This window comes from Bacillus sp. RIT 809, from assembly GCF_016892495.1.
GTDB classification, from domain to species: domain Bacteria; phylum Bacillota; class Bacilli; order Bacillales; family Bacillaceae_G; genus Bacillus_A; species Bacillus_A cereus_U.
In genome coordinates this window covers 12,561-32,588 of record NZ_JAFEMR010000038.1, presented here as the reverse complement: position 1 = coordinate 32,588, position 20,028 = coordinate 12,561, and the positions used below count along the sequence as shown (strand labels likewise).

Below are 20,028 nucleotides of genomic sequence, written 5' to 3'. Positions count from 1 at the left end.
GCACTACTATTGGATAGAGGAATCTTTACCGCAATAATTACAGCACAAACAAAAAGGCCGCATTTGCGGCTCATGAATTTATAGGACTAATACATGCGTTAGTTGAATGACTTATCGTTTAATCGCATCAACAATTAGCGATGGAAAACCAAGTTTGTCTCCTTTATTTCTAGAATCATATCTTTTTGAACGGAAGATAACACCATCATTCGCATCCCATTCATTGTAATAAAATTGCCCATTTTCATCACAATATTCCAGCAAAACTACTTCAAATCCAGCAGTTTCAAACATTTCCGTTAATGTTTTATAATTATGAACGATTTTATGGCTTGCAGCTGGATGATCTTTCGGGCCAGGTCCGCCTACTTGAACTATGTTTTGGTATGTTTCATCTGGGAAAAATGCATCAGGGACGCCGCACCGAATATGACCTGATGTTTTTAAAAATTTATAACAAATTTCAGCTGCTTTTACCCCTTCTTCAAAAGTAAGGTGTTCCCATACATGCTCTGCTAAAATAGCTGAAATGGAACTATGCTCAAACCTTTCTTCCCATGTCGTTTCAACTAATAAGTTAAGCTCTTCTTCTTTAGTTTGAATCCAACCTGGATTATTGTTAAATGCTCCAGCTCCAACTACTACTTTAATTTCATCTTGTTTTATTGCCATCACTTTCACCTCATAAAAATTTCAAGTCATTACTCTTTTTCTATGTTTACTATAAAATTCAAATTAACCCCAAACAACACCTCGCCTCTCGTATTCCATTCTATATTCAACAGCAGCTGCAATTTGGGTGCTTGCGAATCTTTCCGTAATCCAAAGTCCCAAATCAAGTCCTGAAGTGACTCCTCTTGCAGTGATAATATTCCCTTGATCCACAATTCTGTAACGAAGAAGCTCTGCCCCGTATTCACTGATTTCATTCTGCGCCAAATGGTGCATCGTCGCCTTTCGACCATTCAATATACCGGCTGCAGCTAGTAACATCCCTCCAGTACAAACTCCAACAACGATCGTTCCAGCATCGTGCATCTCTCTAATCATTTTTGTCAGGTTTCCAAGCTCTGCTTGCTTTCGTGCCCCATGTTCAGCTTTATGATTCCATCCGCCACCAGGTACAATTAACAGATCTGGACGATTATCCATTCGTAAAAAATCATTTAGTTTAACCGTAACTCCAAACGAAGTAATAACTTCTTGCTTTGGTTCACTTGATATGAGTTCAACCGTAAATGGAGCCCCTTCTTCTATCGCTCTTTTGAGTACCTCAAAAGGTGCAAAAGTGACAAGCTCTCCGAAGCCATCAAACAATACAATTTGTATTTTCATTTTTAAAACACCTCATATGCTTTTTTGTGAATCTTCGACATATAAAATAATTCGGTGATTATGCATGTAATTGACTTACAAAAAAACTTATCTAATAGAAAATATCCTGCATAGCTAAACAAATAACTCCCAATTTAGGAGAAGGAATGTTATCTATAAATTAACAATGAAGATAATCTTTCTCCTCTTATTTTATAAACTTTCAAATGTTCCTCTAATTCTCTCGCATCACCTAATAGATTCATCGTCTTTTTAACAAAGTTCCAATTTAAACTACCGGATAACCACAAAAGTGAAGATAATCTTTTATAATCATTTGAAGTTAAAATATTACTAGCTTTATACCCTTCTAAAAATACCCTAGCAACTTTCGGACATACTTCATGTGACTGTATCCCTTCTGTTCGAGAATACCATTTCATTAAAAAGGCTAATCCTTCAATACGATCAACATATCCAATCGATTCAAAATCTACAATCCCTATTACAGATTGACTTGAATCCCATATGACATTTAAAGGATTTAAATCTGTTTGTATAATAAACTCCAAATCACTTGTATGTGCGCATTCTATATGATACTTAGCGAGATCTATATACCCCCGCAATTCCTTACATGTACCGCCCTTATTTTCTAACAGCTGTATAAACTCACCATATCCATCTAAATGAGATTTCTTTTGAAAAATCGAAATTTGAAATCTACTAGAAATATCATGTATCTTTCTCGCTTCCTTTCCAAAGACTTCTGCAATAGTTTCTGTACAATGTGTAATATGTTCTCCTTCAATCCAAGTAGACAATACAAATCGGTATTGATCATCATTCCAATTGACAAACGTAAGTAACTCTTCCGCCCTATTCTTGTTAATTCGCATAAAAGGAATCCCATGCTCTCGTAAATAATAAGTAAACCGTACTTGTTCTTTCAATTGTTCATTTGATAACGTCCCAAAGGCCGGATTGATTGTTCGCTTGCTATTAATAAACCGTGCGGAATATCGCTTTCCATTTACCATGATTTTATAGTGTAGATCTGTATTCCAACTATCCTTATGTAACTCTTCTTCCACTACTAATGAATGGGTTTCTTTAAAATAATTTATTAATACGTCTTTTATTATGTGTTTCACCCTATTCTCCTTTCATGCAAAATTTAGAGTAAATGGGATTTATTTTACTCCCAAATAAAACTCTATTAAGGTGAGAAGTTTGTAAAGTACGCCTAATTTACTCAAACGAAAAATAATACCCTACATAATTAAACACATTTGCAAACCCTACATTTTCTACAACAGCAACAGAAGACTTGTTTAATTCCATACAATCCCAATATGGAATGATGTCATTCTCCAAACACTCTTTTACAAAACTATGAGCTATCTTTTGAGCTAATTTTCTTCCCTGATGACCTTCTATCGTTTCAATATCTATACAATGTATATTTCCAAAGACGAATCCTGAAAAACAAACACTTATGATCCTATTGTCATAAACAATACAATAACCTATTCCTTCATTAAAAAAGCTATCCGGTGAAGACCAAAACTCTAAAATTTTTGATTGTAAAAATTCAATATTCTTCAATGAATTTTCATAGAGGGTTTTACTGATTTTCACCACAGTATATCCTTCTTCAATTTTAGGTTCATGATTATCTTCATAGCCCCCTCTTTTTAGCGTATACACTCTTTGATTCCAACTCTTTAATTTACGATGCTGAAATATTCTTTCGATTGTTTTATTCCACTTTGAATGGTTACCGATTCCTTCAAAGCAATTTAGTCCAACCTTTCTCGCCTCAGGTTCTATTACATTATCAATAAAACTACTAATTTCATTATTAAACTTTTCATTTTCTGCACTTCCTATAAAAAAGAAGCCATCGTTATTACCTAACCAAATAAGTCCTGAATTAGGAGAATAAATATTATCTACAAATATACGACCAGGATTAACTCCTGCAATTACAGCCTTTACTTCTAATTGTCCTTTTTCATTTACTAAACTGTTACATTTATAAAAATCATTCTTGTTTAATTCAGAAATCATACGTTACACCGCCTTCCTGAAACTATTCTATTCTAACTTTACCACTATGACAGAATATTCTCTATTCCTTTCATTTGATTTAAACCGATGCAACAAATAAATGGCTATGTAATGAAATCTATAATAAAAAAGAGCCAATCCCCTATACGATAGAAGATTGACTCTTTCCTTTATTTATTCACCTATTTCAGAAAATCGTTTAATACGTTCTCCGATTTCATTACGAACACGTTGAAATTCAGACCACTCTTTTCCTGCTGGATCATCGAATCCCCAGTGAACACGATTCACATGCGAAGGAGTAGATGGACACACAGCATCTGCATGACTACAAAGCGTAACGACTAAATCAGCACTATTTAAAGTGTTTGAATCAATTATATCCGATGTTTGATTTGTTATGTCGATATTTACTTCTGTCATCGCTTTAATAGCATTTGGATTTACTCCATGTGCTTCAATGCCTGCAGAATAGACATTCCACTTATCTCCTAAGTATTGTTTGCCAAAGGCTTCTGCCATTTGACTTCGGCACGAATTGCCTGTGCATAAAAAGTAGATTGTTTTTTTGTTTTCCATGTTGTTTTCCGCCTTTATTTTTAAATTAGACTGGTTGATCATTAAAATATTTACGTTTAAACCAAAAAGCAACATTTACAAGTGCAATCATTACAGGTACTTCAACTAACGGTCCGATAACAGCTGCAAATGCTGCGCCTGAGTGAATACCAAAAACACCAACTGCTACAGCAATTGCTAACTCAAAGTTGTTGCTACCTGCTGTAAATGCTAACGTTGTAGTCACCGAATAATTTGCACCAATTTTTCTTCCCATAAAGAAAGAAACAAAGAACATCACAATAAAATAGATTAATAACGGAATCGCTATTCTTACTACATCAAATGGTACGCTAACAATCATTTCTCCTTTTAAAGAGAACATGATGATAATCGTAAAAAGTAATGCAATTAATGTAAGTGGACTAATCTTAGGTATAAACACCTTTTCATACCACTGTCTTCCTTTTAGTTTCACTAATACGAATCGTGTCAATATACCGGCTATAAAAGGAATTCCCAAATAAATAAATACTGATTTCGCTACTTCTGCCATTGTAATATCTACAATAGCCCCTTCAATTCCTAACCACTCTGGGATTACTGTTACAAACACGTATGCATAAACTGAGAAGAATAACATTTGGAATACTGAATTAAAAGCAACTAAACCTGCTGCATATTCTTTATCACCATCAGCTAGATCGTTCCACACAATTACCATTGCAATACAACGTGCTAAACCAATCATAATGAGCCCGACCATGTATTCTGGCTTATCAGGAAGAAAAATAATTGCTAAAACAAACATAAGTACAGGCCCAATAATCCAGTTTTGTACTAAAGATAGAACCAACACTTTTACATCTTTAAATACCCGGCCCATTTCCTCGTAACGAACCTTCGCCAACGGTGGATACATCATTAAAATCAAACCAACAGCAAGCGGGATAGACGTCGTTCCAACTTGTAATGTATTAAGTCCGTCTACTACACTAGGAAACACAAATCCTAAACCAATTCCAACAGCCATAGCTAGAAAAATCCATAATGTTAAATATCGATCTAGAAAAGATAAACGTTTCATTTTATTTTCCATCTCCTATTAACAACAAGAATTTTTATCTACTACGTTAGAAGTCGTGCAACAAGATGGATCTTCAATTTTATGAACATCACTATCTGCTTTTGTATAAAAGAACTCCCACTCGTTACCATCAGGATCCGTTACCCAAAACTTATCTTGAACCGCATAACAACAAGTAGTATCCAGCTCATCACGTGCAAAGAAACCTTCTTTTTCTAATCTTTCTTTATGAAATGTAATTTCTTCAGCTGTCTCTACTTGGAAACCAAAATGATTTACCTGATTTCCCTTCACTTCATCTCGTACATTCAGTGTAAAATTAAGCCCTGGGTTTTCTAATAAAAATTTTGCATAATCCATTTTCACCTTAACTGGTGACACACCAAATACCTTTTCATAAAATTCAATAGACTTCTCTAAATCAGTAACATTTATACCAACATGAACATATCTCATAACTTATTCCTCCTCTTAAAATAATATTAATCAATTTTTTTTGATTAATAGGGCAAAATTTTAACAACAGCTCCCTTTTCCTGTTTTTCTAAAGATACAGCATAATTCTTCTGATAATAAATTATTTACTTCCGCATCATTTAAATCATAATAACTCCACGTACCTTTTGTTTCTTTTACAATTAAACCGGCATCTAACAGGATTTTTAAATGATATGACAACTTAGATTGTGTCATTTCGAAAACCTCTGTTAAATCACACACACAAGTTTGTCCTCGCTGACAAAGTTCATACATAATCTCTAAACGCTTCTGATCAGCTAACGCTTTAAACTTTTTCTCATATAGCTGAAAATCTTGTGCCACTATCATTCACTCTCCCTTCATCAATTTTTTTTGATGTTTATAGTATATACGCTGATTAGTTCTTTATGCAACTTATTAATCAATTTTTTTTGATTAATATTACACTTTCCTCAAAAAAGAAAAAGGGAGTGGATCATCCACTCCCTTTAACCTCCTATCCCTGATTCCTCTGCTCCTCTCTAAACTCCTCCTTCACCTTCTCTAACAACCCTTCTTCTGTAATTAATCGATACGCTGTATTCGCTAGTGCTTTTGCCGATGTAATTAATGCTTTGTCTCCTAATTCTGAACGTGCTGCTTCTCTAAATTCATTCGTATGAGCAATTAAGTCATCTGGTCCGATTTTAATGTACGGATGAATTGTCGGTACGACTTGGCTTACGTTTCCTGCATCTGTTGAGCCAATTCCTACTCTTTCTTTACGGTTTACGTCTTCACCTAGTAATTCTAACTCTTCGGCTACGACGTCATTAAATGTTTTTGTTACGAGTAGTTCATCGATTTCATTTTGGAATTGATGAATTTTTACTTTTGTGCCTGTTGCTAACGCTGCTCCTTGTGCAATATTTCTTACTTTCTCTGTTACTTCCGCACATCTTTTTCTCGTTGCTGCTCGAATAAAGAAACGTGCCGCAGCGTAATCAGGAATAATATTAGGTGCTTTTCCGCCTTCAGTAATAACTCCATGAATTTTCACATCTGATGGGAGTTGTTGGCGAAGTGCATTAATACTGTTATACAGCTGGATAATCGCATCTAATGCGTTAATTCCTTCTTCTGGTGACGCTGCTGCGTGAGCTGTTTTCCCGTAAAAATGAAAATCAAGTGGATCGACCGCTAGTGATGGACTCGTTATCGCTGTTTTTCCGCTCGGATGAATCATAAGCGCCGCATCAATATTTTTAAATAAACCAGCTTTTACATAACTCGATTTCGCGCTACCGTTTGGCCCGCCCTCTTCTGCTGGTGTTCCGAACACGACAACTTCTCCGCCGATTTCTTCCAGTATTTCTGATAATGCGATCGCTGCCGCAACGCTAATTGTGCCAATTAAATTATGACCACACGCATGACCGAGTCCTGGCAAAGCATCATACTCCGCTAAAAATGCGATAACTGGTCCGTGTTTTCCTGAGCTTTTTCGCGCGATAAATCCTGTTTCATGACCAGCTATATTATGTTGCAATTGAAATCCTGCACTACCTAGCAATAAACTTAACGTTCTTGATGCATAAAATTCTTGGTTACCAATCTCCGGATTCGCATGAATATCATGACTTGTTTTTATGTACTTTTCCTTATTTCTTTCTATACTCTCTTCAATTGTTTTTCTTTGTGACGTTACTCCTGTCGCTCCCATTTTTCTTCCCCCTTTATTTTTACGTAAAAAAGCCTCTTTCTAAAAGATAGAAAGAGGCTTTGGCATATACAGTCAAAATGAGCTTCTTTCTTATCTTTCAAGTTACCTTGCTGGAATTGGCACAGTATTCATAAAGAATCCGCTGCCGAGGTGTCATAGGGCCAGTCCCTCAACCTCTCGTGATAAGAATTTTCATAAAATTATATTAAATTATTTTTATTCTAAGTTTATTCCAAGTAAAAGTCAAGGAATTCCTATCCGAATTTACCGAATATCTAAAAACCCTTTTAATACACCAATTGTTTCAGGTGCTTGCATTCTTGCACATATGTACGGAAATTCCATACTACCTTCAAACATCATTTGAGATGTAAGAGGTGCTCCTGCCCAAAAGATTTCATCATCGATTAATATAAACGGGAATGCTTTATTTTGCCTTTGTAACTTTATATTTTTTAATGGAACTGGTCCATCACTATAAACTGTTATTTGCGCATTCGTACGCATTAACGCTTGCCATACTCGTTTATCAACTTGCCTTGTACTTGGAAGGGAAATGATAATTTTTCGTTTTGCTGCTAAAATATCTTTTAATAGCCCTTTCGGCTCCTCAAGATTCATTTCCATAAACCAGCGTAAACGTTTCGAGATTTTTCGCTCCCACACTTGTCTTGATGTCGTGCGATCATACACATCTCCGTGACGTTCTATATGAGCGGTTAATTGCGATAACGCTTGTTTTCTCGACAGATTTTTACGCATGTAGTGGCAATCTGATAATTGAATGAACTTTCCTCTCGCTCTCGTTACTGCTACATTGACGAGACGATGGTTTTTATGATCAAAGAATAACACACCAGGGCGTTCTTGTGGGTAACTATCAACCGTATCAAAAATCATCATATCTCTTTCAGAACCTTGAAACTTATGAACAGTCGCCGCTAAAACTGGTATGTTTTGATATTTTGTTTTCTGCAACATTTCTCTAATACACGTTGATAAAAAACGTGACTGTGCCCTGTATGGCGTAACGACACCGATAGATTGAACACCGTCTAACAGTCCAATTAACATCATTTGCATCGCCACTAAACCAGACATAATATTAAAACGCGAACCAGACGCAGCATCTTTTAAAGAAAATGCTCCCATTAAGCTCGTATCAAATAAAACACTGGCTTCATTTGCGAACGGTTGTAGTTTTGCAAGTTCCTTACGCTCTGAAACAGATGCATGATCATACACTCTATTTTTATAAATAAATGAATTGGTAAACTTCGATATATCCGCATGCATACGTCTCTGTTCCTGCAACATAAAAAGGTTCGGATGTGCTTCTGATTTATTTACAGAATCAACAATCCCTGCATGATAAAACATATCTTCGCCGAGCCACTTTCGAACGAGTTCATGATTCGCCATCGCAATCGGAGGCAATTGTAAAAAGTCACCACAAACGACAATACGTTTTCCAAGAGAAGCAGCTAATGCAATTTGCGGAACATATGCCATACTTACTTCATCTACGACAACTAAATCAAATGTACGCTCATAAATAAGTGAATCAATGGCACATTTTGATAGCGTTGCACCGATTACTTGCGCATTTTCAATATATTCTTTTTCTACTTCTTTAATTTTCGCTTTTTGCTTTCGAAGATCACTTTCAATCTCTTGTATACGCTTCTTATCAGCAGAAGTCGCTTTATATGATAAAATCTTTTCACGAAGATCTTGTCGTGTCTCTTCTAAATAGAGTCTTTCTTCTCCCCAAGATCCGTTCGTCGTTTCAACTAACTTCGATGCAAGTAACGTTTCATGATTTCGTATATGTTCATGTTGGCTAAAACCGTAACGAACGATTTCACCAGGTGTCCATTTCTTTTTCTTCTCAATTTGCTTCGTTACTTCGCTCATTAATACGTCAACTGCCGCGTTACTGTGAGCTAACACAAGTACCGATTTTCCTTTTTGATAATGAGCCGAAATAATACGTGATAAATTGTACGACTTCCCTGTTCCAGGTGGTCCCCACACATACGTTGTCGGATTGTAAAAAGAGCGATACGCCAATTCATTTTTCGTATTTTTCATCTTTTCAAGGTGTTTCGGACTGCTCGTCCCATCAACAAGACGCTTTATACGATTACGTTTTAGCTTATCTTTATGTGCCTCTTTCAATCGCTCTTGCAACTGTTCTAACAATTGCCACGGTTCACTGTATAAAACCGCTTCTCGTATTTCACCTTGTATATAATCATTTAATTTCAGTTCTATTTCTAATCCATGTACAGATAATACTTCCCCTGTCGCTTCCTCACCATCGAACTCAATTCGAATTGGTGAACCTTCAGGTAAGCTTACTTCCGAAATAAGCTGAAATACGTATACTGTACTTTCATAATCTGTATATAAAAAACGACCGTTCATGATAGAAATTTTACTACCACCTATCGTTTTCCAATGTTTAATTTCATATGCTAACGCATAATGCCACTCTTTCATTGTTTCCGATAATGAAGGAGTTTGAGTAGTTGTATTCATCGTATAATCTCCTTCCTTCTCCCCAAACATACTTTCTCACTATACCATATAACACGCTAAAATTTGTAAGGTTTTTATCTTGCTTATTTTCTTAATTTTCAATAATATATTGTATATAATTTTCAGAAAGAAGGAATCCACATGCCAGTTAGACGAATCGAACACGTTGGACTTATGGTTGCAAACTTAGAAACATCTATTTCATTTTATGAAGAAGTAATCGGCTTACAGCTCATTAAACGTATGGGGCACCCAAATCCAGACTTAAAACTCGCTTTTTTAGGTGTGGAAGAATCGAAAGAAACGATACTTGAACTAATTGAAGGTTACAACTCTTCCCTTCCGGCAGAAGGAAAAGTACATCACATTTGCTTTAAAGTGGATTCATTAGAGGATGAAATCGAAAGACTACAGAAACACAGAGTGACATTTTTACTAGGAGAAGAAATTGAAACATTACCAGATGGAACACGTTACATATTTTTTGCTGGTCCTGATGGAGAGTGGATTGAGTTTTTTGAAACGGAGAGATAGAAAAGAAGCCGGAATTCCGGCCCCTTTTTTTCGCAAGTGCAACAACGATTTGAACACCATTAACATTTAAACATACCTTCAACCTGAAAATTCACCAAGATTAAGAAACAATCATTTTGTTGGGAGTAGTGGATGATGAATACAGTCTATATTATTGTTTTTTGGGTGCTTATACTTTTCCCACTCCTTTATGTAATCAAGATAAAGAATTGGAATATAAAAGTAGCTGCCGTATTTATTGGAAGGATTCTATTAAGTATCGTCTTTTTCTTAAATGGAATGTATGTAGGACTGCAACGAAATTGGGTACAGCCTCCCTATGAAAAAGAATGGGATTTCTTTATAAAGTCTCTGCAACATGGAAAGACTGAAGCACTTATAGAATTATTACTTCTAATTATTATCATTACTTTCGACTTAATAAATGTATTTTATTATATAAATAAAAAGAAATAAGGTGTTTTTCCTATTTCTTTTCTTACTGGGGTACCGCCCCATCGCCATCAAGCTAATATTTTTAATTACCCCCATAACGAAAATTTTATACATCGTTGACTATTGATAATGATACGTTATGTTAACCTTACATGTATGGAATATACAGGGATTTATAACTTGATATAGAACATAAAAAAGAGGAGTTTATACTGTAAATAAGGGGACATACATATGGAATTAGAATCCGAGGTTAAAGCAATCGTTTTAGATTTAGATGGTACGTTATTAAATTCACAAAAGAAAGTGTCAGAAAGAAATAGAAAGGCTATACTGGAGTGTCTGAAGAAAGGATTAAAGGTTATTTTTGCTACAGCAAGGGCGCCACGATCAGTCAAAGTTTTTCTTCCTCACGAACTTCAAGACATTGCAACTATGATTTACTACAATGGAGCTTTGGTAGTGGATAACGCATTAGGTTACAGACAACATTACCCGATTGAATCAGCAATCACAAATGAAATTATAGAATTTGTTATTACTCACCAGGCTGATGCATGCCTCTCAGTTGAATCGGAAGATACATGGTACAGTAATAAAACATTGGATTACAACAAAACCATGAATGCAGTTGTAAATCCAATTGTAGTTCCATTAAATGAATTAAAAAAAGTTAGTGCTTCAAAATTATTAATCTCACAATATACTCATTATGAAAAACTACAAAAACAGTTTGCACATAAAGTAAGTACTATATGTACCGATGCAGGAACTTTAACTCAAATCATGGCAAAAGGTGTTTCTAAAGAACGAGCTGTAAGGGAAATCTGCACCCAAAATAATATCTCTATGGATAACATAATGGTCTTTGGAGACGATTGGAATGATTTAGAGCTATTCTATACATCTGGTTTTCCAATTGCTATGGGAAATGCAATACCTAAATTGAAGGATGCTGCATATTTTATTACCGATACCAATGATAAAGATGGTGTAGCTCAAGTATTAGAAAAGTTAATTTGTACTGTTAACAACAGTTAAAAGGGTAGAATAGTTACTTCCTATATCGAATTTTACGTCAACTAGTCCATTATGTATCCTTCATCAAAATAGAAAAGTAGAAGTGTATATTTTCCCTTTACTATTGTGCACTCTATATTGCTGTGAATCGTTGACCTTTACTTTTTCGTCAATTATAAACCCTTTACCTATATTTACAGTTCCAGCGACATCTTTCCCCTGCCCAGAAAGGTATTATTGAAACGTAGATTATTAACCTTAGCAACAACACGCTTACCTACAAAGGGACTCCACAGTAATTTCTCCTACTATATATATAAATCATACTTAGTTAAATTGGGTTTATTTTATACGGAGCCAAAAACCTCTAAATGTTTATTTTATAATTACATAATTAATCCTAACATCTCCAAAAATTGATATAATGATACAGTTATTAATAGCAATTAGGGAGATATGCAGCATGAACTATACACATATGCCAAAAGGAATAGGAATGGTTAAGCGGACTCCGTTCGCTCCGATACCGAAGAAATTCATCGGTATTGGTAAGATTGTTAAAAAACAAACAAAGGTGGAGCGCCCTACATTAACCCAAAACGAACAAGAAATTATTGAAAACAAGTTATTATGTTCATTTCTTTCTGAAGAGAAAATATTGATTATTTATTATAGAGATGGTCATTTGCTTACTAGATATGTGACTGTAACTGACATAAATCCGATAAAGAATTTAATAACTTGCACTGATGCATCTTATAACAGAATTTTCCTTAATTTTATAGATATAATTGATTTGAGATAAAAAACATACAGTTTTTCAAATATAGCCGGGAATAAAAATGAAAGAATCTTGTATTCTAGGTTAAATACAGATAGAGCAAAAGTGTAAGTTCTTGTGAGAGTTAGCAAGATAAAGGCTGTTTGTTTATGTTTTGGACTGTCTGTTATGGTTATCGAATTTACAAATACAAAAGAGGAACAGAACTCAATAGAGAAAGCTAAGGAAGCATTTAGATAATAGTTGAAGACGCCCGATTAAGGACGGCTTCAACTATTATCTCACTTTGATATATTCATATCACCATTTACCACCTGGTCTAGTATCCATCCACCAAGTAATCGTATGATAAATCCGTTGACTCTTTTACGTCCGTATAGGGTAGACCTAAACAGGACATTTAACTATCTCTATTTTCGTTCGTTGTGTTCGTTTGTTTTGTTAGACCTTAAATCGAATTGCAACTACATTCTTCGTATTTAATACGTATTAATTTAGAAAACCCATAAACAAAAAAAGAGTGCTGTGAAGAAGCACACTCATTCAAAGGAATTTACCAATCTCGACGATTATCGCGATCACAGTCACGATCATGATTACGTCTGCGACGGCATTCATCACAATCGCAGTCACGGTCACGTCTACAACGACGGTCATCACAATCTCTATGTCTGCGTCTGCAAAACATTAAATCATCCCAAAATCTATTACAATCTCTGCAATGTCTGAAATTACAATTACATCCCATAAATATAATTACCTCCTCTCAACTCTAGGATTCCTCATATTCTATGCTAAAAAACAAAAACAGCTTGTTTACTAGTCTATTTTCTGCATTTTAAAGTAACAATATTATTATCTAATCTTTAAGTTTCAAATCTATTTCACCCCTTATCTTTCCTTAACAACAAACAAGACGCTACCCAGATTACGGCAGCGCCTAACATAACGAACTAATGATTCAAGTTTTCTTTTTCTATAACGACACCTTTATAGTATCGTTATCAATTTTTTCAAAAACCATACTTTTAAACCTAGTCTTGAAAATATTACTTTTAAATGGCATTTGCTGTGTACCAACTGCTAAAGGGCTTAAAATGTTATTTTCGTTTTTAAGAATATTAATTACACTTTGTTGCAGTTCAGAACTAAACTCTCTTATAAAGTGGTCATAATCATCCTTTGGTAATGCTCTCTCTAATTCAGTAAAGTCAAATTTCATTTTATTTTATTTTCCTCCTCTCGTCTATATAATTTTTCGACAAGTAAGAAGGTATTCCTACATATTATCCAAATGTCCATTTTGTACAAAATAAAGAGCACCTTACGATTGCAGGTGCTCAAATATATGAAGTGGGGCTATCCCATACTCCAATATATGCTTGTCCTTATTAAAAAGTGCAAAATAAAAAGAGTACCCGTCATTAGGTACCCTTCAACCAATAAGTATGGCGCTCCAAGTTTCACCTCATATGATAACTCGTCCACGAATTCATCATATGCTTGTCTTTTTAGAATGTTCACTGGTTTAATGTATAATTTCTATATAACAAAGAAAAAAAGGGTTCTGGTGCAAAAATAAAACAAAAGAGAATAAAGCGCATATATTCCTAACAAAATCGTATCTTATGCTGAAAGTCCAAACAATTGATGGATGAATTCTTTCTGATTTTGGACAGACTGGTCCCGTAAATTAAGCTGTTCTTTTTTAATCATATGCATGGCTTCTACTCCAGAAAGAATGGATGTAGCTGTGTCAAAACATTTGAACCCTAGCATGGAACGGATTCGTTTGTCCAATTCAGGACCATACTGATGAACCCAACGCATAATCGTTGTATGAGAAATGGATAAACCCCGTTCTTCTAGCATTTCCACCAAATCACGAAAACTGAGGTTGTACCGTAGGTACCATCTTACCGTTAACAAAATAATATCAGGCTGATAATGCTTCCATTTGAATACATTTTCCTTTTCCATACCAATCACGCACCCTTTCTAAAGTAATAGTAACAGTATGTCCAAGTTTTATAGATTCATTGCAATTGTCCTTAAGTTTTTGCACCAGAACCTCTTAAAGGGCACTTGTGCATGGTGCTCTTTTTTAGTTTCCCTATTTCTACACTTTTGTTATTCAACAATAATATTACAATACAAAAAACAAAGAGCATATTCATGAAAATGCTCCAATCTTATCTATTAGGGTGAAACTTTTTCAAATAAATCCTCCCTTATTAATCTGTATTTTCTTGTTTCACCTGTTGATAATTTTCCCATGTATCTACATCCCAAAACATTTTCTCACTTTCAGACAACAATGAAATTCCATTTATCGCAGGTTTCGTAAAAATTGCACGTGCCCCTTCATCCCCTTTCAATTCTTGAAAAAACGGAAACACTTTCTTTGTAAATAAAACAGGCGGTTGTCTGATCCCTCTATAACTTGCTGCTACAAAGTGAATGCTTTCATTTTGCTCACAGCAAGTTATCATCTTATTGATAAATTCCGTTTTCACAAATGGTTGACCAGCCAGAAGGACAACTACTCCATCTACATTCATTCGTTTCGCCTTCTCAACACCGCATTGAAGAGAGTATGACTGTCCTCTATTAGCATTTGGACAAGAAAGAATGTGCACATTTCCACGGTACATTCTCCCTGACATCCAAGCAGATTCATTCGTAACAACAATAATATGTGAGAGCCTTGAAGAAACTGCTGCTTGTAACGCTAAGTTTCCAAGTGGTTTCCCTTGTAATGGGAGGTACAGCTTATGTATCCCCGGTCCCATTCTCCGACTGTTTCCAGCAGCTAAATATATTCCAGCAATCTTTATTTTACTTCCCCCCTTAACACTTGAATGATTTCAGCTATTATACTAATCGCAATTTCCGTTGGACCTTTTGCTCCAATTGTAAGTCCCACCGGAGAATGAAGATGTTTTGGTATTGTTTTTCCTTCTAATAGACGAGCAGTGCGATGGCGTGGACCTAAGATACCCATATAGCGAACACATTGTTCACATAAAAGCTCAATCAATTGTTGATCGCGCTGAAAATGGTGAGTCATAATCACAACAAAATCTTCTTCTCGTAATAGAAGTCGCGGTACAATCACTTTTGGAAACCCAATTATACAAATATCTGCACTCGGGAAACGTGAAGTATTACATAACGATTCACGCCAATCACAAACTGTTACGAAAAAGTTTACTTCTTTTGCAAATCGAACGAGTGGTTTTGCGTCCTCTCCTGCTCCAAAAATAATAAGACGTGGCTTTGGCGTAAAATGTTGATAATACCATTGATCATGTAAACCATGTAAGGAAAGATTTAAAAATGGAAAATCCCCATTCCCAAACGTATCACCGTGCTCACATATAAATAAAGTTTGTAACAAAGAAAGGTTTTTTATCATCCGGACAGAGCTACCGTTCTTGAGATAAGCATATAGTGTTTGTAAAAAAGCTTTGTACTCATCATTTATATGTTCAACTAATATATGAACGATACCGTTGCATCCCATTCCCCAAGATAAATCATCTTCTGCTTTCGTATTAAACTGATGAACAGCCCAAGTTTTATTCTCTATTACTTCTGCTGCATAAAAAGAAACCTCTTCTTCTAAACAGCCTGCACTTAACATTCCAATTTTTGTCCCATCTTCACAAAAAAGCATGATTGTTCCTTCTTTACAATATGTGGAGCCTTCCACATGAATAATCGTTGCTAAGGCACATCGTTGTTCACAAGATAGTAATACTTCTAGTACAGTATGAACAGAAGTCATAATTGATTCTCTCGTTGCTTTTGCAAAACAGATTTCACAGCTGCTTCAATCTCTTGGTAACTTGTGCACCGGCAAATATTAGAACTTAACCATTCTTCAATAACTGAATCATCCACATCCATTTTTTGTGTAACGAGCGCATGACAATTTATGATAAATCCTGGCGTACAATACCCACACTGAAAAGCCCATTTATCTTTAAAAGCTTGTTGAATAGGAGTTTCTCGTAAACCTTCAATAGTTATAATCCGCTTTCCAATCGCTTCAACAGCTAACATAATACAAGACTTAATTGGTATCTCATCAACAAGAACTGTACAAGCACCACAATCACCGTTTTCACATCCCGGCTTGGCTCCTGTTAGATCGAGTTGATGTCGCAATGTATATAATAGTGTATCCGCCATTCTGACAATCACTTCTCTGTCTTCCCCATTCACTTGAAGAATAAATTGACCCTTTCCCATTATTCTCTCACCTCTTCAAGCTTTATCAGTACATCGTAGAGCATATGTTTCAAAACAAAAATACGATAAGCACGTGAGCCTCGTATATCATCTAATATAAGCGCAGGAATATGAAAAAGAGCGCGTTCAATTCTCTCCTCTACCGGAATATCCCAATCGTTTAATACTGTTTCCATCGTGAATGATCGAAATGGAAATGCGCATAATCCGCTATATGCTATTTGAATGCTATCATCAATTTTCAGCGCTGCAACTGTTACAAGTGGGTAATCAATTTTCTCTAATTGTCTTTTTTTCACACTATAATAAGGCAATCCTACATATTTTTGATCTGTTATAATTTGTATAAGAAACTCACCTTTTTTCAATTGTAATTTCTCAATAAATGCTTGCTGGGCTGGAATATGCTTTACGTCTTCTCTTCCTGCAATAACAAATATACTATCAGCTAGTAGAAAAGGGAGCACCGCTTCCCTATATATAATTTTCCCTGTAATGTTTCCGCCAAGTGTAATTTTATTTCTTGCTGTGTGATCTGCTACTCTTCCAGCAGTCTCTCCAAGAAGAGGAAATACTTTTGCATCTTGAACTTCCGTTAATGTTAATGCAGCTCCAAGGATAAGCTTATGGTCATTCCATGCAAAGACATTACATTCCGGAATGTCTTTTAAATCAATCACCGCTTTCGTAATGATTTGCTGTAAGCGACCCATCGTAATAATTTCAGTGCCACCCCCATAATAAAGGGGGCTTTTCCCCTCTTCATCCAGTTGATGAAATAACCGAATTGCTTCTTTAATAGAACGCGGACGATAATATTCAAAGTCAAATGGTATCATACAATCCATTCTCCTTCGCTTGTTTTACTTTCCAAATCAATTCAGGAGTGAGTGGTAATTGACGAAGTGAAATAATAGCTGCAATTGATAAAGCATTTGCTAAAGCAGCTGGCATACCGATAATTCCATGCTCACCAAGTCCTCTTGAACCAAAAGCAGCTTGGTCATGCGGTACTTCCACAAATTCAGCGATGTATTTGGGCTGTTGACCATAATGCATCATTTTATAAGAGCGAAACTGACAATTAAGAACTCTTCCATACGAGTCGTAATGAAACGTTTCTCTCGTCGCAAAACTTAATCCCATACTCATAGCTCCTATAATTTGTGTTTCTGCTCCTTTTCTATTTAAAACCCTTCCTGCATCTGCAACTGTTACTGCTTTAATTAATTTATACGTATATGCCTGTGGATCAAATTCAACTTCGATTGCTTGTGCTCCCACTCCCCATTCCGGTCCTTGTTGCCCTTTTCCCGTTTCATAGTCAATCTTTGTAATCCCTTCAAAGACATAAGTACCTCTTCCGATTATCTGTGATCCAGCTACATTCCCATTCGAATCAACATATCCAAAAACAATCTTTGAAAATGGTACGTAAATATCCGGATTTGTTTTCACATATACAGTTTTGTTCGCGATTGCTAGCTCATGCGCTGGTGTTCCAAGTAAATTAGCAGCCGTATCTAGTAACTGCTTCCTTACATCTTCAGTCGCTTTTACAACTGCATTTCCAACAAGATGCGTCGTTCGACTAGCAGCTGTTTTCCAATGTTTCGGCATGATTTGTGTATTAACTTCCATCCTGACAGATACATCTTTAACACTCATATTCATTTTTTCCGCAACCATTTGTGTCAAAATTGTTTTCGTTCCTTGTCCAATTTCAACAGCACCACAATTAATATTTATACTCCCATCACTATTAAAGGTTAAAGTCGCACCTGCTCCGGCATTATTTGGTGTGGTCGAATTTTTCCAAAAGCAACTAATTCCTTTTGCTCGTATCTTTCCATTTGGTAAAATAATTCGATTGCCCTCTTCCCAACTAACAAGTGACTTTAACTTTTGTAGGCACGCCTTAATATCCCCTGTATTGCTTTTAGTGACCGCTACTTGAGTTGGTGTTGTATCTCCTAATTCAATTGCATTTTTTATACGAAACTCAAACGGGCACATGTCTACTTTATTTGCCAATATATCTATCATTCTTTCAATTACAAATGTATATTCAGCATGACCAAACCCTCGGAACGATGTCGCATATGGATGAGTCGTGTACATACAGAGTGAATCACACGATACATGCTTAATTGAGTACGGACCTGTACAATCTAATCCAGCTGCCTTACTAATTGTCACCGCTCGATCAGCATAAGCACCGCCATCAAATAAATACAATATCTCTGCAGCTTGCAATTTTCCATTCTTTGTACATCCAAGCTTTACTTTTGCTTGTAAACCAATATGAACAGGGGATGTTATAAAATCTTCTTCTCTACTATTTCGAATGATAACGCGCCTTCCACCGACCGCTTTTGAAGCAAGATAAGCTAAATACTCAAGTTGTACTGCTGTCTTTCCACCATACGCTCCTCCAACTAAAGGAACATGCACAATTATTTTTCCCTCATCAATTTGAAACGCTTTACTAAGCAATCTTTTAATCTCAAAAGGAGCTTGCGAAGTAGAATGAACAATAACCTCTCCATCTGGCTTAATTTCTACCTTCGTACATCGCGTTTCCATTGCGGCATGATCAGATTGCCTGAAGGAGAATGTTTCCTCTGCAACAACATCACTATTTAGAAATCCTTCTCGAATATCACCCTTACGAATTTTTGTTCTATTTGCAATGTTTGTATGTGCTTCTGGATATACTTCTTCTTCCAATTCATATTGTTTTACATTTTCATGTACGAGTACATCTCTTTCTAAATAGGCTTGCAGCGGGGCATGGACCACAGGGAGTTTCTTATATGTAACACGTATTTGCGTTACTGCTTGTTTAGCAATCGCTTCACTATCCGCTACAACAAGTGCAATAGGTTCACCAAAATACCGTACTTTCTCGTAGGCTAACGGGGGTCGATCCACAATACTGGAACCCACAAGAATAGGGTAGTCTGCTCCTGTTACCACAGCATGAACACCAGGTATTTTCTTAGCTTTCTTTATATCAATGCTTTCAATAAAAGCATGAGCGTATACACTCGTTAACAACTTTGCATATAACGTGCCCATCTCTATCTCATCATTCACATACTTCGCTCTTCCCGTTACCTTATCAGCACTTTCTTTTCGCTTGACGCTTTTTCCAATGATGTGATATTGTTTCATTCCACGCCCCCTTCCTTATACTCTTTTACCAACCTATTCGCAGTACAATCCATTTATTACGAAACT

22 protein-coding genes, 1 pseudogene and 1 riboswitch are annotated in these 20,028 nt (G+C 35.8%); of the genes and pseudogenes, 4 read left to right on the top strand and 19 right to left on the bottom strand.

The features are described from left to right. Window positions 1-111: 111 nt before the first annotated feature. From JTF23_RS25885 to JTF23_RS25840, 10 genes are all read right to left on the bottom strand, one after another. On the bottom strand, window positions 112-672 hold the full coding sequence (locus JTF23_RS25885) for a class I SAM-dependent methyltransferase (protein WP_016105332.1): 561 nt from the start codon (window positions 670-672) through the stop codon (window positions 112-114). Window positions 673-735: 63 nt separating this feature from the next. Continuing rightward, the gene (locus tag JTF23_RS25880; protein WP_016105333.1) at window positions 736-1,335 is read right to left on the bottom strand and encodes a DJ-1/PfpI family protein; all 600 of its coding nucleotides are present in this window, start codon (window positions 1,333-1,335) and stop codon (window positions 736-738) included. Window positions 1,336-1,484: 149 nt separating this feature from the next. Beyond that, window positions 1,485-2,468, bottom strand: coding sequence for a phosphotransferase enzyme family protein (locus JTF23_RS25875; protein WP_016105334.1), 984 nt, complete (start codon window positions 2,466-2,468; stop codon window positions 1,485-1,487). Between the two features lie 97 nt (window positions 2,469-2,565). Continuing rightward, window positions 2,566-3,387: a GNAT family N-acetyltransferase gene (locus tag JTF23_RS25870; RefSeq protein ID WP_002199991.1), complete on the bottom strand. Its 822-nt coding sequence runs from the start codon at window positions 3,385-3,387 to the stop codon at window positions 2,566-2,568. 174 nt (window positions 3,388-3,561) lie between these two features. Beyond that, a complete protein-coding gene (arsC, locus tag JTF23_RS25865) occupies window positions 3,562-3,966 on the bottom strand; it encodes an arsenate reductase (thioredoxin) (RefSeq protein WP_204210099.1) in 405 nt (134 codons plus the stop codon). Between the two features lie 25 nt (window positions 3,967-3,991). After that, entirely contained in the window at window positions 3,992-5,032 is a 1,041-nt protein-coding gene (arsB, locus tag JTF23_RS25860) for an ACR3 family arsenite efflux transporter (protein WP_204210098.1), read from the bottom strand. 18 nt (window positions 5,033-5,050) lie between these two features. Next, window positions 5,051-5,488, bottom strand: a complete 438-nt coding sequence (locus tag JTF23_RS25855) for an ArsI/CadI family heavy metal resistance metalloenzyme (protein WP_204210097.1) — start codon at window positions 5,486-5,488, stop codon at window positions 5,051-5,053. A gap of 60 nt (window positions 5,489-5,548) precedes the next feature. After that, on the bottom strand, window positions 5,549-5,860 hold the full coding sequence (gene arsR / locus JTF23_RS25850) for an arsenical resistance operon transcriptional regulator ArsR (protein WP_002110660.1): 312 nt from the start codon (window positions 5,858-5,860) through the stop codon (window positions 5,549-5,551). Between the two features lie 148 nt (window positions 5,861-6,008). Then, window positions 6,009-7,214 carry a M20 family metallopeptidase gene (locus JTF23_RS25845; protein WP_204210096.1) on the bottom strand — a complete coding sequence of 402 codons (1,206 nt, stop codon included), beginning with the start codon at window positions 7,212-7,214 and terminating at the stop codon, window positions 6,009-6,011. 87 nt (window positions 7,215-7,301) lie between these two features. After that, a riboswitch (SAM riboswitch) is annotated at window positions 7,302-7,403 on the bottom strand. Window positions 7,404-7,478: 75 nt separating this feature from the next. Continuing rightward, complete coding sequence (locus JTF23_RS25840; protein ID WP_204210095.1) at window positions 7,479-9,788, bottom strand: AAA domain-containing protein; 2,310 nt, start codon at window positions 9,786-9,788, stop codon at window positions 7,479-7,481. A 111-nt stretch (window positions 9,789-9,899) separates the two neighbouring features. Between JTF23_RS25840 and JTF23_RS25835 the strand changes: the two genes are divergently transcribed. The 3 genes from JTF23_RS25835 to JTF23_RS25825 all read left to right on the top strand — a co-directional run bounded on the left by JTF23_RS25835 (window position 9,900) and on the right by JTF23_RS25825 (window position 11,768). Beyond that, window positions 9,900-10,292, top strand: coding sequence for a VOC family protein (locus JTF23_RS25835; protein ID WP_002168058.1), 393 nt, complete (start codon window positions 9,900-9,902; stop codon window positions 10,290-10,292). Window positions 10,293-10,424: 132 nt separating this feature from the next. Next, window positions 10,425-10,748 carry a hypothetical protein gene (locus tag JTF23_RS25830; RefSeq protein WP_078174779.1) on the top strand — a complete coding sequence of 108 codons (324 nt, stop codon included), beginning with the start codon at window positions 10,425-10,427 and terminating at the stop codon, window positions 10,746-10,748. A gap of 213 nt (window positions 10,749-10,961) precedes the next feature. Further along, the gene (locus JTF23_RS25825; protein ID WP_016105346.1) at window positions 10,962-11,768 is read left to right on the top strand and encodes a Cof-type HAD-IIB family hydrolase; all 807 of its coding nucleotides are present in this window, start codon (window positions 10,962-10,964) and stop codon (window positions 11,766-11,768) included. A gap of 63 nt (window positions 11,769-11,831) precedes the next feature. Here the strand turns inward: JTF23_RS25825 and JTF23_RS28040 are convergent. Beyond that, window positions 11,832-12,037, bottom strand: a pseudogene (locus JTF23_RS28040) (N-acetylmuramoyl-L-alanine amidase); the annotation flags it as partial. Window positions 12,038-12,210: 173 nt separating this feature from the next. Here JTF23_RS28040 and JTF23_RS25820 point away from each other — a divergent pair. Continuing rightward, entirely contained in the window at window positions 12,211-12,552 is a 342-nt protein-coding gene (locus tag JTF23_RS25820) for a YolD-like family protein (protein WP_002161228.1), read from the top strand. A gap of 529 nt (window positions 12,553-13,081) precedes the next feature. On the opposite strand, the gene JTF23_RS25815 is transcribed toward JTF23_RS25820, so the two are convergent. From JTF23_RS25815 to JTF23_RS25780, 8 genes are all read right to left on the bottom strand, one after another. Further along, window positions 13,082-13,276, bottom strand: coding sequence for a hypothetical protein (locus JTF23_RS25815; protein WP_080017270.1), 195 nt, complete (start codon window positions 13,274-13,276; stop codon window positions 13,082-13,084). Between the two features lie 228 nt (window positions 13,277-13,504). Further along, window positions 13,505-13,750 carry a hypothetical protein gene (locus tag JTF23_RS25810; RefSeq protein ID WP_016105347.1) on the bottom strand — a complete coding sequence of 82 codons (246 nt, stop codon included), beginning with the start codon at window positions 13,748-13,750 and terminating at the stop codon, window positions 13,505-13,507. A gap of 404 nt (window positions 13,751-14,154) precedes the next feature. Further along, entirely contained in the window at window positions 14,155-14,508 is a 354-nt protein-coding gene (locus tag JTF23_RS25805) for a hypothetical protein (protein WP_078214341.1), read from the bottom strand. Between the two features lie 254 nt (window positions 14,509-14,762). Further along, window positions 14,763-15,320 carry a nucleotidyltransferase family protein gene (locus JTF23_RS25800; RefSeq protein WP_213020158.1) on the bottom strand — a complete coding sequence of 186 codons (558 nt, stop codon included), beginning with the start codon at window positions 15,318-15,320 and terminating at the stop codon, window positions 14,763-14,765. A 41-nt stretch (window positions 15,321-15,361) separates the two neighbouring features. Beyond that, window positions 15,362-16,318 carry an XdhC family protein gene (locus tag JTF23_RS25795; protein ID WP_204210094.1) on the bottom strand — a complete coding sequence of 319 codons (957 nt, stop codon included), beginning with the start codon at window positions 16,316-16,318 and terminating at the stop codon, window positions 15,362-15,364. After that, entirely contained in the window at window positions 16,315-16,785 is a 471-nt protein-coding gene (locus tag JTF23_RS25790) for a (2Fe-2S)-binding protein (RefSeq protein ID WP_002161224.1), read from the bottom strand. The genes JTF23_RS25795 and JTF23_RS25790 overlap by 4 nt, the downstream gene beginning before the upstream one ends. Continuing rightward, window positions 16,785-17,624: an FAD binding domain-containing protein gene (locus JTF23_RS25785; RefSeq protein WP_204210093.1), complete on the bottom strand. Its 840-nt coding sequence runs from the start codon at window positions 17,622-17,624 to the stop codon at window positions 16,785-16,787. The genes JTF23_RS25790 and JTF23_RS25785 overlap by 1 nt, the downstream gene beginning before the upstream one ends. Continuing rightward, on the bottom strand, window positions 17,611-19,962 hold the full coding sequence (locus tag JTF23_RS25780; protein WP_204210092.1) for a xanthine dehydrogenase family protein molybdopterin-binding subunit: 2,352 nt from the start codon (window positions 19,960-19,962) through the stop codon (window positions 17,611-17,613). Before JTF23_RS25780 ends, JTF23_RS25785 begins: the two co-directional genes overlap by 14 nt. Between the last annotated feature and the right edge of the window lie 66 nt (window positions 19,963-20,028).